Below are 16968 nucleotides of genomic sequence, written 5' to 3'. Positions count from 1 at the left end.
GACAGGCGGGCTTGCGCCCGGAGGTCTGGTTGTGACCCGTCAACGCCAACTTTCAACGCTATGAGTGCCGATCGGTTCGCTGGCTGCTAAAATCCTTGCGAGCAAGGACTTTGGGAGTTGCTGATCGATCGAGCGCCCATCGCGCTGATCTGGAGTTGCTGGCTAATAGCATTTAGGATATTCAGCTTGCCTATTTTACTTAATCCAATTACCTAACGGCCTGATCCGCCATATTTTCGGTAATTTTTAGCTTGACCAGACTAAATTGGACAGACACCGCAGTCCTTGGGGCTGGGGGTCTGAGTGTCCAAAATTGTTTAGCTAGCATGGAGTTGTGGGTCTGTTACCATATTAGCTGCAAGTAAAAGGCTGCTTTGTCCGTTGGGACTTTGAAGTTAAGAACTTTTATGGTTGCATGGATCTAGTTAAATGGCAGACGCCCCCGGGCGATGCGTTAATTCTTAGAAAATAGTAGATTTTAAGCTGGGATAGTTGAATTATGGAAAAAGCAAATAAGCGTCGTGGGTTGATTACTGTGGTGGTGGTGCTGTCGCTCATCGCTTTTTTGGGATTTTCTCTGGTTCCCATTTTGGACAGTATTCTCAAGGCCAGCCAAGCCCAAAGTACGTCAACTCCAACACCTACTCAGACGGCGCAGTCTGGGGATAAGCAATCAGAGTTGCTGCAAGCTCAGGCTAGGGGATACGAATTGGTTTTGCAGCGGGAACCTGACAATGTAACGGCTTTGCGGGGATTGTTGCAGGTGCGACTGGAGTTGATCGGGCAAGGAGTGGGCGACATTAAGGATGCGATCGCTCCTTTGGAAAAGTTGGCTTCGTTGAATCCTGAGACTACTGAATACGGGATTTTGCTGGCTCAGGCTAAGGAACGCACCGGCGATCGCGAAGGGGCTGCTCAAGCTTACAGGTCAATTTTAGCGTCTAAGCCTGGGGAAATTAAGGCTTTGCAGGGGTTGGTGAATTTGCTGCTGGTGCAGCAGCGGCCGGAAGCTGCGATCGGACTGTTGCAAGATACGCTGAAGGCGGCTCCGGCTGCAAATCTGGCGAAACCGGAAAGTGTTGATGTAACTTCAGTGCAGTTGATTTTGGGACAGGTTTATGCTGTGCAGAGGCGCTACGAGGAGGCGATCGCAATTTACGACGAATCTGCTAAGGCTAATCCCAAAGATTTTCGCCCAACTTTAGGAAAGGCGATCGTGCTGAAGGAACAGGGCAAAACAGATGAAGCAAAAACGCTGTTCGATCGAGCTACTGAGTTAGCTCCTCCTAACTATAAAGACCAAATTAATCAGTTAGCTAGTGGCACTCCTTCGCCTTCTCCTGCGGCTGCGGCTACTCCCAAACCGGCTGCTTCTCCTAGTCCAGAAGGCGCGCTACCAAAACCTTAAGGAAAGTTTTAAGTAAAAGAGTTTTGAGTTGTCAGTGAAAAATTTTTAAGTTAAAAACTTAATAATTTAAACTCAAAACTACTCGCTTTCTTCTTAATTACGCAGGACTTAGGAAAAGAAATCCGGTTTCTACGATTAATCTTGGTTTAACGACGACCGATACATGAATAAACCGGGTTTCTAAGTCCTCGCGCGGAGCGTCCTATGACTGATTACCAATTACTAATTATCAATTAGGTAAGACCTCGGAGGGAATTATGACTACTAGCCTTAACCGCGTTGTTCTACCTCCTGCTTTTCCAGACCACACTCAATTACCAGAGTCAGACGGTACTTTTGTGAAAAATTTTCAGGAGCATCCGCAGAGTTTAATTTTAACTGATTCGATCGGGCAAATTTTGCAGGAGCGGCATCCTGACGGACAATATGCGATCGGTCAAGACTGTGGCATTTACTGGCGAGAAACTGAACCAGCGGAACAAGGTGCAGAAGCTCCTGATTGGTTTTACGTTCCGAATGTACCTCCTAACATTGACGGTCAAATTCGGCGTTCCTACGTGTTGTGGCGGGAACACATAGCACCGTTAATTGCTTTAGAATTTGCCAGCGGGAACGGCGATGAAGAGCGAGAGCGCACTCCTTTATCTCGCACTGATGAAGGGGTAATAACCAAACCGGGCAAGTTTTGGGTGTACGAACAGGTGATGCGAATTCCCTATTACGGCATCTATGAAATTAACAGCGGTCGATTAGAAGTTTATCGGTTGATGGAGGGGTATTATCAACTGTTAGAACTCAATCAACGCGGTCATTTTCCCATTGCATCTTTAGGCATAGAATTGGGACTTTGGCAAGGCAGTTATCAAAATCAAACCATGCTTTGGCTGCGCTGGTGGGACGAGGAAGGTAATTTGCTGTTAATTGGCGATGAAAGGGCTCAATTAGAGAGATTGCGAGGGGAGCAACAGCGGGAAAGAGCCGAACAAGAAAGGTTGCGAGCCGAGAGTGCAGAACAGGCACGACAAGCTGAATTTCAGGCAAGAAGGGATGCAATTCCCCGGTTGTTGGGAATGGGTTTGAGTGCCGAACAAGTGGCGGAGGCGTTAAGTTTATCCGTGGAGGAAGTGACGGAGAATGCTGGAGAGTGAGATAGTGAGAGAGAATTGGGGAAAAGGGCGATCGGTCTTGAACTGGTGAAGATGCGATCGCTCTTACCAACTGCATTAAACTAAACAAAATACAAAAAAGTTATCTATGAACTTCCTGAAGATGAATTATCCAAAATATCTAATAAACTAAGCTGTACATTTTCGCTGTGAGACGATTTTTTATTTTCCATTTCTTTACCAAAGTATCTGTCTCGCAGTTCTGTATGCCGTGCTAGGAAACGTTCTAATTCTAGCCGAGACCACCAATCTATCTCAATACCTCTGTTACGAGCAACACCTTCTAGCTTGTCATAAAGTGTACTATCAATAACACCGCTGGTCATCACACAGAATCCACCCGCTCCATATTGATCTACTGGATCGGCAACTTGAACCTTGCTTCCCGCCAGCGAACTACCATCTCTAATCAGCTTACACTGTACAATCCATTTTACAGGCGGTTGACCCGCGCGCCCTGTTGTGTGAAATACTATATCTCTACCACCATCGCGGGAGCGAGATTTTCCCATTTTTAAGATTTTACTGGGCTGATGGCGGTAATTAACAACATCATAACAAAGCTCCTCAAACTGATTGTCATCAAGTTTATCCCAGGGACAGGCGATATCGGTAGTTCGTCCAATGAGTGTCCTTAGACTCTCAGATAGCTTGGAAATTGATTCAAGATATTTTTCTCCATCTTCTGGCTTAATTTTTTTTAGTGTTTTGGGAAATAATACATACTGGGCTATCCGATCTTGTACTATCAAGACATCGCCTTCTATAGATAGTAAAATTTTTTGAATTTGGGTGCGATTTTCTTGATTAATATAGGAATTTAGTAAAAACGGTATAGTTGTTATATCTATACCTAGCTGGATAATCTTTGCGCGCATATTCTCTCTAATTTTGTCGCACTCCGGACTTTCAAACCACATATATTCTGCACATTTCTGAGCTTGATATACGTCTGACTCTGGAAAAATTATCAAATTTTTATTTTGAAAAGCTATGGGTGGGCAATTCAATAATGACAAATACTCTGCTGCTTCTAAATCGGGAACTTCATTTTTGAAACCACCATATCGCTTCAGCAATTCTTTTATATCTACACCTAGCGGAACAATCCAAGATTTTTGAGAAACATAAAAGTCGTAACCTATCTCATTACTAAGAAAAGAGCGCCAAAAATAATGAATTTGTTCAGGATATTTACTGTGTAATTCCCTAAAATATTCTTCTTCATTGTTACAATTATCCGCTGATTCTTGTTGTCCCTCAACACAATTTCCTAGATAAAAATCGGCAATCTCAGGAAATTTTAGTATCCGGCTTTCCAAATTATGACGAAAGTCAAGGTACTCATTCTCTAAATCATCTAATAAATCATGATAGTCATCGTCTGAATCTAAGTCACAGAAAGGAAACAGCCACGCAAGTTGCTTGGCTAATCCAGGTATATTGTTTGGTTGAAAGCTAAAATAAATTGGCTCTCTATAGCTGAGAATTTCTTTAACATAAATATTTTCACAAAACTCTGCTATCTTTTCCCCTATGAATAAAGCACCGCAAAAAACTTCTGCTTGATCTAATGATGAGTATAAATACCCTTCTTCACCGGGAATTTCCAAGATAATGTCTTGTTTAGCGTTTTCAAGAATATGACATAAATCATCGCAAGAGCATTGGCGAATTTGGGAGGGATTCAGTGTTATGCTAATTTCTTGGCTCATTTATTTAGCCCCATAATTAGGAAACTAGATTCGTGGATTTTTAAATAGCAAGTTATCTCACTCATTGAAGAGTAAGATAACTACCCTAGCACATTAGCTTAATACTTTCGTTCCTGTGGCTCAAACATCGTAATCGCCACCGGCATATAAGCCAAATCAATCCCCGCAGGCGAATAATACGCCATTGTATGCTTCAAGAAATTGCTGTCATCGCGCTCAGTAAAATCTTCCCGCGAATGAGCTCCCCGACTTTCCTGCCGGTTCAAAGCAGAAGTTAAAATCATTTTCCCGACAATTATCAAACTCCGCAACTCCAAAGCTTCCACAATTTCCGTATTCCACAACTTGCCTTTATCGTCTAAGTAAACCTCCTCATATTGTCGCTCTAAATCCTCCAATTTTTTTAAACCTTCCTGCATCAATTCGGCGCTACGAAATACGCCACAATACTCAGTCATAGTATCTTGATAATGCTGCCGGATTTGATTGATGCGGTATTTTCCGGGACGTTCTAAAAGTGCCTGAATTTGCTCTTTTGCTTCCGTAATATAACGCTGTTCGTCTACTGTAGGTAACTTGCGATTTTGTACGAATTGTGCTATGGTTGCGCCAGTAACTTTGCCGTAAACGACGCATTCCAACAGCGAATTGCTGCCTAAACGGTTGGCGCCGTGAACTGACACGCAAGCTGCTTCGCCGGCTGCAAAGAAACCGTCTACCAAACTGTCAGGACTGCTGCGAACTTGCCCGCTAACATTAGTAGGAATTCCCCCCATTGAATAGTGAACGGTAGGGCGCACGGGCATCGGCTGATTTACGGCATCAATTCCTAACAAACGGTGGGCTTCTTCCCAAGCAAAAGGAATTTTGCTCATGATTTTTTCGCGTCCCATGTGCCGCAAATCGAGGTAGATAAAGGGGCCGCCTGCACTACCATCAACATTAATTCCTCGGCCGGCGCGAATTTCTATGGAAATTGACCGCGAGGTGATATCTCTGGGCGCTAATTCCATGCGCGACGGCGCATAATTCGCCATAAATCGATCGCCCTCTGAATTAATCAAATAAGCGCCTTCGCCCCGCACAGCCTCCGAAATCAACACTCCCACGGGATACAAACCCGTCGGGTGAAACTGCACGAATTCCATATCTTCCAGCGGCAATCCAGCTAAAGCCGTCATCGCCAAACCGTCTCCCGTCGAGGCGTAATCGTTCGACGTGGTATTGTAAACTCGACCGTAACCCCCCGTAGCAAACATCACCGCCTTAGCACGGACAACCTCAATTTGACCGTCTAGAAGGCGGTACATAACTACCCCCTTGGCTTGGCCTTCTTCCAAAATCAGGCGCGTGACATACCACTCCTGATAGATGTGAACTCCGCAGCGGCGCAGATTGTTGACTAATTCGTGGAGGATGGCGTGACCGGTTTTGTCGGCGGCGTAACAGGTGCGGCGGTGGGAATGTCCGCCAAAAGCGCGCTGGGCAATTCGGCCGTCTGGGAGGCGGGAGAAGAGGACTCCCATGTGTTCTAAATCTATGACTACACCGGGTGCTTCGCGGGTGAGGATTTCTACCGCGTCTTGGTCGGCTAAATAGTCTGAACCTTTTACTGTGTCGAAGGCGTGGGCTTTCCAACTGTCTTCGGGATCGACATTTTGGAGGCTGGAGGCCATGCCACCTTGGGCTGCGACGGAGTGCGATCGAATCGGGTGAGTTTTGGCGACGACAGCTACCTTTAAACTGGGGTCAGTCCGAGCAATTTCTACTGCGGCGCGGCAACCTGCTAAACCGCCGCCTACAATGATTACGTCGTGTTCTAGCATCTTTTTGAATTATTTTGAGTGTTCTGCTCAACTTATCGTGACGCAAAAAAAAACTTCCCACCAAAAGAGCAGGAAGTTTTTTAACTTTTGATTTGAATGGGAAATCAAAAGTTAAAATTTCACATTGGACTAGCCGGCGCTTTCGACAGGCTGCTGATTGGACTGATTTCCCGTTGCAGAAGGTTGAGTTTCCGTACCGGGTTCTACAGCAAGCACTTCAATGTTATTTAGCAGAGTTGTAACGAAAGCAAACAGCAAGAAGGGCAGAGACAGCACTAAAATCAAGCCGACAGTAGCCAAGGCGAAGATTTGGCGGGCGCTACTCCACAAGGCGAGTGCCGACGCTAGACTTAGGAAGATGACTATCAGCCAAACAATGATTTGACCGTAAATGTCGCCAAAGGTGAGCGTACATCTAAGGCGATAGTTTTGGATGTTATTCATTTGATGCCTCGCGAGATTGCTATTACGACTTGTCCAAAAATACTTTGACAGTGCGTCAATGCCCACTGTAAATTTCTAAGTTTAGCTGCCGCAACTTGCTTTTGGGGTTGTTGTAAACATTCTTTAATAACTTGCCACAACACTTGGTATATTTTTGCTTCAGACTGGGAAATTCTGCCCAAACAGTTGGCTGACGCCCTCCAACGCCTAGAAACCGGGTTTTTTACTGTTTTTGGCAGGCTGACTGGAAGTAAACGTGCGAAAAAACCAAGGTGATGGCCGCCCGTGCGTCCAGGATTAGGAAACCAAGGCATAAGGGGAAAGTCTACTTTTTGGCTGAACCCTGACTTGGTAAAGAAATGTTAAGCTGCGTGGGAATGGAATCAACCTTTATAGCGTCGCACCTGTCTTTCGCCCATGTCTTCAGAGAGCAAATTGCTGATTTCGCGCTGTTTCCTGGCTGGTTTAGGAACGCAGATGTTTATGTACCGCGAAGACCGGATTCCCCAAGAGAGTCCGGTGCTGGTGGTGAGCAATCACCGCAGTTTCTTAGATCCTGTGCTGCTGACGGCGGCTTTGGGTCGATCAATCCGCTTTGCTTGTCATCATTACATGGGTCAAGTTCCGGTGATGAGGGAAGTGGTCACGACTTTCGGCGCTTTCCCCTTGGAAGCACCGGAACACCGACAGCATCATTTTTTCTCTCAAGCGACAGCGCTGCTGCAAGGCGGGGAGATGGTGGGGGTGTTTCCAGAGGGTGCAGAACCGATGGTCAAGCTGACTGGGCCGAATACTGTGGGGAAGTTTCAGCGGGGATTTGCTCATTTGGCTTTGCGAGCACCGGTGCGGGATTTGGCAGTTTTGCCGGTGGCGATTAGTTCTTTTGAGGAACACTCAGTACGATCGGGTGTACCGCTGAAGTTGTTGAGTTTGTTCGATCCTTCGGAACCGCTGTTCGATCGATCTGGGTGGCATCCTGTGATAATTTATCAGCGAGTTAATGTTTTAATCGGCCAGCCTTACTGGATTACTGTCGAGAGACAGCAGCAATATCGAGGCAAAAAAGCCAAAGCAGTTGTTGCTGAACTCACAAACCACTGTCAGGGAGAAATTGCAGAATTACTCCAACGAGGTTGTTTGTAAGTTTGTTGACTGTTGACTGTTGGCTGTTGACTGTTGACTGTTGACTGTTGGCTGTTGACTGTTGGCTGTTGGCTGTTGACTGTTGACTGTTGACTGTTGACTGTTGACTGTTGACTGTGGGCTGGTGTCAGATTTCCAATCTAAAATCTAAAATCTAAAATCTAAAATCGATTGACTTGAATCATGGCAAATGCTAACAACAAGATTCGTTTCCTAACCCCCAAACCGCCGAAACCCGATCGCCCTTTATTTGTATTTTTGCCCGGTATGGACGGGGGCGGTTTGCTGCTGCGCTCCCAAATTCCTAAATTAGCCAATCATTTCGACATTCGTTGCTTAACTTTACCTGCGGACGATACGCCTAGTTGGGATGTACTGGTTGGGGAAACAATTGCCTTAATTGAAGCCGAAAAGCAAGCCGGAAAGCCGAAGCGGCCGGTTTATCTGTGCGGCGAATCATTTGGGGGGTGTTTAGCGATGAAAGTGATGTTAGAAGCTCCCCAATTGTGCGATCGATTAATCTTAGTCAATCCAGCTTCTTCGTTTCGACAGCAGCCTTGGGTGCAGTGGGGATCGTACCTGACTCAGTGGCTGCCGGCCAACCTTTATCCGCTGTCGGTAATCGGTTTATTGCCGATATTAGCATCATTAGGAAAGATTGGGCGCGACGATCGCCGCGCTTTGCTAGAAGCGATGCAAGCAGTACCGCAAAACACGTCTGTGTGGAGATTGGCGTTAGTGCGATCGTTTAATGTTGACGAAAATCAGTTGCGCGGCATCAAACAGCCGACGCTAGTAATTGCTAGCGGTGCCGATCGGCTGCTGCCTTCTTTAGCAGAAGCGAAGCTTTTAGTCAAAGTAATTCCCAAGGCTCAAATGGTGCTGCTGGCTAACAGCGGTCATGCTTGTTTGTTAGAAACAGATGTTAACCTTTTTGCGATTATGCAAGCTCGCAATTTTTTGACAAAATCCGAAGAAAATCTGTCATTAGTCAATAGTCATTAGTCAGTAGTCAGTAGTCAGTAGTCATTAGCTATGACTTCTCGCTTCTGAGGCAGTGGGGGCAAAATTAGAGATTGGGCGAGGGGTAAAGTTTATATTACAATTAACCCGCCCTGACACTCATTAGTAAGTGCCGGAAGACAAGCCACTAATAACTAATGACTACTGACTACTGACTACTGACTACTGACTACTGACTACTGACTACTGACTACTGACTACTGACTACTGACTAATTAAGATTTAGCCATTTTTGAGCGTTAAGCCGCTGGACGACGCCAAACACCATGAGGTCTAGTGTTACCTTGCGCTCATCTATCAAAAAAGGCTCTAAAGTGCTTGTTTTGGTATTGTTTTCAGCGCAGGAAAATGCTCTTTGACTTTGAATATTTTCTTGAGGAAAATACAGGTTAAATTGGCGCTGACCTTCTTGGAATTTCCCAATTACCTGCCAGCAATCCCCGGCGGAACTCATGCCCGCAACCGGGAGTTTTTGCTTTGCCAAACTCACCTCTAAATCCTTAACGCCCTGCTTAGTCAAAGCAGTTTGCAAAGCGGGCAAATAATCTTGTTGAATAAATTCCGCAAAGGGCTTGTCTTCAACAGCAGGTGCTTTTTCCTTTTTAGCTTTAGCTGGGGGCTTGTCGCCTTCGGCCTTGGCTGCGGGCTTTTTAGCAGCCGGCTGAGGCTTGTCAGTGCTGGGAAAGTCGCTTGTCTCGGCTGTGTCGGAACTCGGGGCGTTCTCGATCGAAGCACTGGGAGTTTCCGATTCGCCAGCGGTAGGATTTTTCGGTTCTTCTGACATTAACGCTTCCTGGTAAAAGTGATTGGGTAAGGAGTTGGGAGTTGAGCAAGCGGGCGATCGACTTTCTTGATGGCACACATTTTATCCAAAACCAACCTGAGAGAATGGCTAGTCAAAAAAATTTGAACTGAAAACACTCTCACAGGGCGATCGCCCGCCAATATCACAACTCCTTTGGTTATTCTAAATCTCAGCGACAGCTCGTTCAATCAAACGGCGGGCGAGAGTTTGAACACCGGTGTGTTCGTAGTAGTTGGTAGTCATGTCGAGGAATGCGCCCACGTAGTCCACCTTGTCTGCTGAAATATCTACAAAATTCTGCAAGTGGCCGAGTACGTTTTGGGGAGTCAAACCTCGATCGCTCACAAAAGAGCTCATCCAGCCGGAAACCGAGTTAAAGCTTTCGCCGATAAAGCCCAACTGGCCTGCGGGAGAGCCCCCTGGAATCATGCCGCCGATCGACTTAAACACCGAATTATCTTGCAAATCGTTCGGGGAGAGCCTCTGAATCCAAGACTGAGTTGCCATGATAAAGTCCGGGCCCAGGGGAATCAAACCATCAAAGCAAACCAAAGCAGCCATCCGCATCAGGGATTCGCCGCCGTAGTCGCCCAAGGAAGCGGCAAAATCGCCGATGCTGTCGCCGGGAAGGCCGTTGATTTGGCAAAAAGCCAGCAACTCAGTGACTAACTTCAGAGAAAGGTCGATCGTTTGAGCTTTTTCCGGCTTGGGAGTGAGATTGCCGAGCATGGACAAAAACGGCACATTTTGGGAGACTTTGTTAGCGAGGGCAGCAGTGCCCAAAGCCTTGTCGGCACTGTCAATAGTTTGGTAGAGCCAGAGAGCGCGCTGGTAGCCCTCAGATTTATCGTTGTAGAGGTAGATGGCCCGCTCGCCAATTTGCTGGATCAAATCTTCGTCTGTTTCGCCAGTAACGGTGCGAATGGTATTTTCAAAGCCCACTAAATTGTTCCACTCGCCGGGAACCACAAAGTCAAGCGCTCGCAGGGCTTTGACAGTCATGTTGTCTTGAGGCAGTGTATCGACTAATTCAAAGACTGTTTTGCTCACAAAAAACTCCTTATGCTGGAACGAAAATCAAAGGTATTACTTTTGGCAGATTGCAAAACTTCACTGTCTCATTGTGGCAGACTTAGTTCTGATAGCGCCAGACTGGAATCGGGCGCGGAGTGTGACAAGAGACATTGCTATTTGACGCGGGCGAGGCCGCCGAGGTTAAATTTTGAGAGCCAAGCTTCGCGATCGCTAGCGGTAAAAGAGGGACTGCGCGATTGAACTTTCACCTGATAGCGATTTGCCACTAAAACAGCGGTACCATTAGCACCCTGATTAATGGCGGGATAGCCGGCAATTTGCTTGGTACTTTGCTTAAATTTTGCACCTGCGTTGGGATTGCCGGCGATGTCGTTAATCGAGAGTACAGCGACATTTTTACCGTCTTTGTTCAACTTAGCTTCAGCAAAACCGGATTTTTCTTGAGCAAAAATGCGATCGAATCCACCGCCAGAAGCCGGGAAGTATTTATTTAACTTACCACCTGCCACTGCCTTCTTGGGCAGGTTTTGATTACTAGCACTTGATTTATCAGCAGTTGTCTGCTGTGCTTTACCAGGTTTTTGGGTGCTTTCCTGCTGAGCTTTGTCCCAGCGTGATGGGGTTTGGGTTTGACCGCAGGCGGTCACTAACAGCAGTACCGAGATCAGGAATGGAGCTAAAATTCTGCGTGCGGGGGAAAATTGCATCGCTGTCTCCTCATTAGTAGGTTTCCATAACAATTGTGGCTCAGAATTTGGCAATTTGTGTTCCCCGATCGGATGATTTGTCTTCTTGGCAAAAAAATCCTCTACCTACAGGCAGAGGATTTTTTTGCAATTACGAGTTTTGAAGGAAGAAAACTGAAAGATTGCTCCACAGATAAATTCTGGGGATGGGGGTAAAGAAACTAAGTTTTCTGATAGCCAGCAATCTCAAAACAATTTTTGCTGATTTTCCCTAGATTTATCTAGAAATTTCAGAGCGATTGTTCCTCAATCATCTTACTTCGGCTTTCCAACTTAGGTCTTACTTGAGGGGTAAGGATCAGGCGTCGCTTTCAATGTAGATAAACAACAAACCCATTACCACCACCGGCATCACCCAGGTAATTAGGGGAATCAAAATCCAAGGCAAGAAAGAGGCAGCGTAGGAACCTGTCATATCAAATTCTCCAAACTAAAGTTAGTGTGTTCCAACAGGGATATGTGGGAGTCGAGTCTAATTGTTGACTAAACCCCGGAAAATGGCATCAACGCCGTTAAAGTTTTCGAGTAAGAAGTAGGCAACAAAGACACCACCCATTCCACCAATGAAGAAACCACCGGTAAACTGGCTCCACCCTTCAGCATTTCTGAGGGCATCAGGGGTCATGGGATTAGCGCTAGGGTAGCTGGTGTTGTCTTGTTTGAAAGAGACTAAACCGTAAGCAGACATACCTAGTGTGCCAAGCAGAACTAAGACGAGGGCTGTATATAATCCTCCGAGATTAGCTGCTTCTGGATAATCCCGCAGGGGTCCGAAGACGATTTCGGGGCCGACGAGGAAATAACCGTGTGCCAAACCAATTTCTAGGCCTCGAATTAGGGGCGAGAGTCCTTTGCGGTAGACGGGCAAGTTCCCAATGAATGCTTTTGTGAAATCAGAAGCACTGATGGGAGTTGCGAGATGACCCGTGAAGGGGTCGCCGTTAAAGGGTTTAATCAGCTCTGCATCTCTGGGATCGGCCATATTCTCTTTTTCCTCGCTGTGCGTAAAAGTTGAGGCGTTCAAGTCATATTTTACGCAGGGACGTGTTTCCTATTTGCATAATTGGCAGCGAGCTTTAGAAAAGTTCACTATTCTTTAGTTTTTGGAAGAATTTTTCTTTTGCCTCTTATACCAGAAAGCGAGTCGATCGGGCGACACTCCCAGGAAATAAGCGATGATTACTATTTGATTAATGGCGGTGGTTTTGATCACCCCAAGCTGCTGCCAGCGACGGGCGGATGTCAGCACTGGCTGGGGTACTATTTCAATGCGGCCTTGTTTTTTCAATCGGCGCACGAATTCAAAGTCTTCCATGAGGGGCAAGTCGGGAAAACCGCCGATTTTGTCAAAGGTAACTGCGTTGAGGAAAATAGCTTGATCGCCGTAGGGCATTTGCAAAAAGTTCGATCGCCAGTTTACCCCTGTTTCTACCAGCCGGAGGCTGAGCCTGCGGGCGTCAATCTTGAGTTCAAAGGCCCCCGCTACTGCCGACGGGTTAGCTAGTACCCGACGCGCGCTATCGTCGTACCCGCGAGGCAAAAGAGTGTCTGCGTGGAGAAACAGCAATATCTCTCCTGTAGCTGCGGCGGCACCTGCATTCATTTGGGTGGCGCGGCCTGGGGCGGTGGAGATAACTCGGACGCCCAAAGATTTTGCTATATCTGTAGTACCGTCACTGCTGCCGCCGTCGGCGACAATGATTTCCACATTTTTGGCCTCAAGGGCGGTGGAGATGACTGAGGCAATTGTAGGTGCTTCGTTTAAGACTGGAATGATAATGGAAATTGTGAGATTGGGATTTTTTGGCGACATACAGAATAAAGCAGCCCGTGAAAGAGAGGGCGGGTTTTGTACAAAGCTGATTTTGCCCATTTCTGACCCGGACTCGCCCCTACATTTTGCCTTAACGTGGTAGGGGGAGTTTTGTAAAAAGCAAAGCTATTAGTTGATCATTTTTTACAGCGGGCGCGCACCTACATTGGGCTTTCATGTGGCAGGGCGGGTTTTGTACAAAGCTGATCTGTTAGTTGCTAATTTAGTTGGTAATTTTTTGCCTTTTCTCGCGCCTGGGACTATTGTCCCAAGCGCTGTCTAACTGCTGCTGAAATTCAGCATTTGGTTAGACAAATACAATTACTATATTATGACGTTCCGGTTTTACAATCAAGCATTTTTATCAAAAAATATATGACAATTTCTAATAATTTAAAAAGCTTAAATAGACTTTAGTTATTTAAACATATTAATATCTAAACCGAGCAGGTCTTCTGGTGTATCAATATCTGCAAGAGTGGGAAGATAAGCAATCTTGAGGTCTAGCTTTTGCGCGATCGCCCGCGTACAAGCAAATACTTCACTTGTTCCCCAGTGAATACCACCGAACAATTCCGGTATCGATCGCCGCAACCCTATCAGATAATAACCTCCGTCTTTTGCCGGGCCCAAAACTAAATCGTGCTGGCTCAGTTCCTCAAAAGCTTGTGCCATGATTTCTGCTTTCAAATCAGGACAATCTGTACCGATTATTGCAGTTTTTTCAACCCCGGAATTAAAAGATTTTTCAAACGCGGCTGTCATTCTTGCGCCCAAATCGCCGTCTATTTGATTTTGACAAATAATATCACTTCCCAACCACTCTTGCATCAGTTGTTGGCTGCCGCCGACTCGGTGAATTTCTACGGATAATCGGCGGGATTTTTCGAGAGAGAGAGCGCAGGCGATCGTCCGTTGGGCCATCAAGCGGTGAAGGTTGGCAGCGCCTGTTTTTCCCAGCACCGGAATAAGTCGAGTTTTGGTTGTTCCCGGTTCAGGATAGCGGGTGAAAACAATCAGTTTTTCTGGCATCATTTATTGTTGATGAGTTTTAAAGGAATGAACCGCAGAGGAAGAGAAAGAGTTAACCACTGCTTCACGAATTGTCGATCGATGTTGGTGGGTTAGGCAATGACTTAATTGAATCGCCGCGCCCAACCCCGCATACAATGTATTTACTGAAAAATAGCCAGCGGTTAGCTCATTTCTAGCATTCGTTGGATGGGCTGCAAAGCTGCTAGTTGAATATTTAGGGGCATGGTAATTTCAGGGGTTTGATTTTTCATAGCTAGATACAATTTTTCCAAGGTATTTAATCTCATGTGCGGGCATTCGTTGCAAGCACAACTATTATTGTTGGGAGGAGCGGGGATGAAGCGTTTGTGCGGAGCTTGCTTTTGCATTTGGTGAATGATTCCCGGTTCAGTCGCGACAATAAAAGCTTGGCTGGAAGAGGTTTGAGAATATTTGAGCAAAGCGGTGGTGGAGCCGATGTAATTGGCGTGGCGCAGCACGGGAGGTTCGCATTCTGGGTGGGCAATTATTTCGGCTTCGGGATTTTCGATTTTGAGTTGAACTATCTTTTTTTCGGAGAAGTTTTCGTGGACGATGCAGGCTCCCTGCCAAATCTCCATGTTTCTACCGGTTTGTTCCATGACGTAGCGGCCGAGATTGCGATCGGGGCCAAAAATTATCGGCTGATTATCGGGAATTTGGTTGACAATTTTAACCGCGTTAGAACTGGTGCAAATTATATCGCTCATTGCCTTAATGGCGGCGGTACAATTAATGTAGGAAATTACTAAATGTCCTGGTCGATCGGCTTTGAAAGCTGCAAAGGCTTCGGGAGGGCAACTGTCGGCGAGGGAACACCCAGCATTTAAGTCTGGCAACAATACTAATTTGTCGGGATTGAGAATTTTTGCGGTTTCGGCCATGAAATGAACTCCGGCAAAAACTATGACATCGGCGCTGGTGTTGGCGGCTTTGCGGGCAAGTTCTAGGGAGTCGCCAATGAAGTCTGCGATGTCTTGAATCTCGGAGTCTTGGTAATAGTGGGCGAGAATGACGGCGTTTAACTCTTGTTTGAGGGCGTTAATTGCAGCAAACAAGTCGTCGGGCAGTCGGGTTTGAGTAAAGTTCGGAGCAGGTGCGGTGGTAAACACAGTTAGAATATTCCGGGGAAGGTGGCGAAGACAGCTAAAGTGTATTTTGAATTATAGTTGAATTCACCAAAAACTGCTGGCTGTTCCGTGGCTCCCATCTAAAATCTCAAATCTCAAATCCAAAATATGCTGCGGGAGAGTGCAAAAATTGGTCGCTGTTTCTTATGCTGAGTAAGAAGGGGCTAGGGATCGATCGCACATGACAAATCACATGAATAAAGCTAAATCTATCAAAATTGCGGTGGTGGGCGACGTTCACGATCGCTGGGAACCTGAAGACGGCGAGGCATTGAAGCATCTGGGCGTTGATTTGGTGCTGTTTGTGGGGGATTTTGGCAATGAGTCGGTGGAGGTGGTGCGGGCGATCGCCCAATTGGACATTCCGAAAGCAGCGGTGTTTGGGAACCACGACGCTTGGTACACGGCGACAGAGTGGGGCCGCAGTCAGTGCCCTTACGATCGCACTCAAGAAAATTGGGTGAAACAGCAGTTAGATTTAATGGGAGAAGCTCACGTCGGTTACGGGAAGCGTGATTTTCCCGAATTGGGCGTAACTGTGGTGGGAAGCCGCCCGTTTACTTGGGGGGGATCGGAGTGGAAGTACGGGGATTTTTACTCGGAGTGGTTTGGGGTAGAAAGTTTTGAGGAGTCGGCGCGGCGCATAGCAGGGGCGGCAGCGGATGCCGATTGCGAAAATGTGATTTTTTTGGGTCACACGGGCCCGACGGGGTTAGGAGAGGCTCCTGAAGACCCCTGCGGGCGAGATTGGAAGCCGCTGGGAGGGGATTGGGGCGACCCGGATTTTGCGGAGGCGATCGATCGAACTCGGAGTTCTGGGAAGCACATACCTCTGGTAACTTTTGGTCATATGCACCACAAACTGCGGCACACGAAGCACGAGTTGCGGAAGTCGCTGGAGGTGAGTGCGGAGGGTACAGTTTATTTGAATGCGGCCAGCGTACCGCGAATTGTGGAGAGAGAGTGCTCGAAATTGCGGAATTTCTCGATCGTCCTGCTGGAAAATGGAGCAGTGTCGGAAGTGTCTCTGGTATGGGTAGGCGAAGATTTCGCGGTGGCCTTAGAAAAAATTCTTTATCGGCGCGCTGAATCTGCGGCTATTTGTAGTTAGAGACATTTGCTGGTATGATAAAATTTATGCGCCGGGAGAGGTGGCAGAGTGGTCGAATGCGCCTGACTTGAAATCAGGAGGGACGCTCAAACGTTCCCGCAGGTTCAAATCCTGTCCTCTCCGTATCCTTTGACCAACAAGAGTTTAAGCCATTAACAAGCTCAAGTTCGTTAATGGTATATACCGTTGCGGTATATAAAATGGTATGTATACCGCAACGGTATATAGGTGTCCCTTACCTGACACTCGCTTACAAGCGAACTCTTCTATCAATCTTCTACTGGTACTACCTTGCATTTTTACATCTAGCCGCCTACTGTAGGCGGCTACGCCTTAGAATGCTATCCCGTCCTCTGTCGTGTCAAATGATTTCTCATTTAGACTGTTCACTCTCCCGGTCAGAACCCAAAAACCTACAATCACACTATGCACACAACGTGAGTGACACGGTAAGTCAAGGCGACAAACTACTTAGCATATCCAAGATTGCTTGTACGTCCGCTAGGTCGCACTTGGACTTTTTGCGCTTGGCTTTCAACTGGTTAAGTAA

Annotated in this window: 16 protein-coding genes and 1 tRNA gene; 6 read left to right on the top strand and 11 right to left on the bottom strand. The window is 46.7% G+C overall.

The features are described 5' to 3' along the window. The first annotated feature begins 499 nt into the window (after nt 1-499). Both QUB06_RS13305 and QUB06_RS13300 read left to right on the top strand, forming a co-directional pair. The gene (locus tag QUB06_RS13305; RefSeq protein ID WP_333435643.1) at nt 500-1408 is read left to right on the top strand and encodes a tetratricopeptide repeat protein; all 909 of its coding nucleotides are present in this window, start codon (nt 500-502) and stop codon (nt 1406-1408) included. A 257-nt stretch (nt 1409-1665) separates the two neighbouring features. Continuing rightward, nucleotides 1666-2556 carry a Uma2 family endonuclease gene (locus QUB06_RS13300; RefSeq protein WP_333435642.1) on the top strand — a complete coding sequence of 297 codons (891 nt, stop codon included), beginning with the start codon at nt 1666-1668 and terminating at the stop codon, nt 2554-2556. 104 nt (nt 2557-2660) lie between these two features. On the opposite strand, the gene QUB06_RS13295 is transcribed toward QUB06_RS13300, so the two are convergent. The 3 genes from QUB06_RS13295 to QUB06_RS13285 form a co-directional block, all read right to left on the bottom strand. After that, nucleotides 2661-4289, bottom strand: a complete 1629-nt coding sequence (locus QUB06_RS13295; protein ID WP_333435641.1) for a hypothetical protein — start codon at nt 4287-4289, stop codon at nt 2661-2663. Nucleotides 4290-4387: 98 nt separating this feature from the next. Further along, on the bottom strand, nt 4388-6115 hold the full coding sequence (locus QUB06_RS13290) for a succinate dehydrogenase/fumarate reductase flavoprotein subunit (protein ID WP_333435640.1): 1728 nt from the start codon (nt 6113-6115) through the stop codon (nt 4388-4390). 129 nt (nt 6116-6244) lie between these two features. Further along, on the bottom strand, nt 6245-6559 hold the full coding sequence (locus QUB06_RS13285) for a hypothetical protein (protein WP_333242021.1): 315 nt from the start codon (nt 6557-6559) through the stop codon (nt 6245-6247). A 417-nt stretch (nt 6560-6976) separates the two neighbouring features. Between QUB06_RS13285 and QUB06_RS13280 the strand changes: the two genes are divergently transcribed. Both QUB06_RS13280 and QUB06_RS13275 read left to right on the top strand, forming a co-directional pair. After that, nucleotides 6977-7702 (top strand): lysophospholipid acyltransferase family protein, encoded by a 726-nt coding sequence (locus QUB06_RS13280; protein WP_333289090.1) that lies wholly within the window; start codon nt 6977-6979, stop codon nt 7700-7702. 183 nt (nt 7703-7885) lie between these two features. Next, nucleotides 7886-8707: an alpha/beta fold hydrolase gene (locus QUB06_RS13275; protein ID WP_333435639.1), complete on the top strand. Its 822-nt coding sequence runs from the start codon at nt 7886-7888 to the stop codon at nt 8705-8707. 229 nt (nt 8708-8936) lie between these two features. On the opposite strand, the gene QUB06_RS13270 is transcribed toward QUB06_RS13275, so the two are convergent. From QUB06_RS13270 to nadA, 8 genes are all read right to left on the bottom strand, one after another. Then, nucleotides 8937-9509, bottom strand: a complete 573-nt coding sequence (locus QUB06_RS13270) for a DUF2996 domain-containing protein (RefSeq protein WP_333435638.1) — start codon at nt 9507-9509, stop codon at nt 8937-8939. 183 nt (nt 9510-9692) lie between these two features. Then, nucleotides 9693-10580, bottom strand: a complete 888-nt coding sequence (locus QUB06_RS13265) for a hypothetical protein (RefSeq protein WP_333435637.1) — start codon at nt 10578-10580, stop codon at nt 9693-9695. A 137-nt stretch (nt 10581-10717) separates the two neighbouring features. Further along, the gene (locus tag QUB06_RS13260; protein WP_333435636.1) at nt 10718-11272 is read right to left on the bottom strand and encodes a hypothetical protein; all 555 of its coding nucleotides are present in this window, start codon (nt 11270-11272) and stop codon (nt 10718-10720) included. Nucleotides 11273-11609: 337 nt separating this feature from the next. Continuing rightward, nucleotides 11610-11726 carry a photosystem I reaction center subunit VIII gene (locus QUB06_RS13255; protein WP_333042098.1) on the bottom strand — a complete coding sequence of 39 codons (117 nt, stop codon included), beginning with the start codon at nt 11724-11726 and terminating at the stop codon, nt 11610-11612. Between the two features lie 57 nt (nt 11727-11783). After that, nucleotides 11784-12293 carry a photosystem I reaction center protein subunit XI gene (locus QUB06_RS13250; protein WP_333081456.1) on the bottom strand — a complete coding sequence of 170 codons (510 nt, stop codon included), beginning with the start codon at nt 12291-12293 and terminating at the stop codon, nt 11784-11786. Between the two features lie 114 nt (nt 12294-12407). Continuing rightward, nucleotides 12408-13124: a TIGR04283 family arsenosugar biosynthesis glycosyltransferase gene (locus QUB06_RS13245; protein ID WP_333435692.1), complete on the bottom strand. Its 717-nt coding sequence runs from the start codon at nt 13122-13124 to the stop codon at nt 12408-12410. 417 nt (nt 13125-13541) lie between these two features. Continuing rightward, entirely contained in the window at nt 13542-14159 is a 618-nt protein-coding gene (locus QUB06_RS13240; protein ID WP_333435635.1) for a TIGR04282 family arsenosugar biosynthesis glycosyltransferase, read from the bottom strand. Nucleotides 14160-14320: 161 nt separating this feature from the next. Then, entirely contained in the window at nt 14321-15289 is a 969-nt protein-coding gene (gene nadA, locus QUB06_RS13235) for a quinolinate synthase NadA (protein WP_333435634.1), read from the bottom strand. A gap of 211 nt (nt 15290-15500) precedes the next feature. Here nadA and QUB06_RS13230 point away from each other — a divergent pair, with 211 nt between their 5' ends. Both QUB06_RS13230 and QUB06_RS13225 read left to right on the top strand, forming a co-directional pair. Continuing rightward, on the top strand, nt 15501-16418 hold the full coding sequence (locus QUB06_RS13230) for a TIGR04168 family protein (RefSeq protein WP_333435633.1): 918 nt from the start codon (nt 15501-15503) through the stop codon (nt 16416-16418). Nucleotides 16419-16452: 34 nt separating this feature from the next. Continuing rightward, a tRNA-Ser gene (locus QUB06_RS13225) sits at nt 16453-16541 on the top strand. The last annotated feature ends 427 nt before the right edge of the window (nt 16542-16968 follow it).

Origin of the sequence: Microcoleus sp. D2_18a_D3, from assembly GCF_036702455.1 — a bacterium.
Taxonomy (GTDB): domain Bacteria; phylum Cyanobacteriota; class Cyanobacteriia; order Cyanobacteriales; family Microcoleaceae; genus Microcoleus.
The sequence above is the reverse complement of the archived record's forward strand: the minus strand, read 5'-3'. Positions and strand labels throughout refer to the sequence as shown.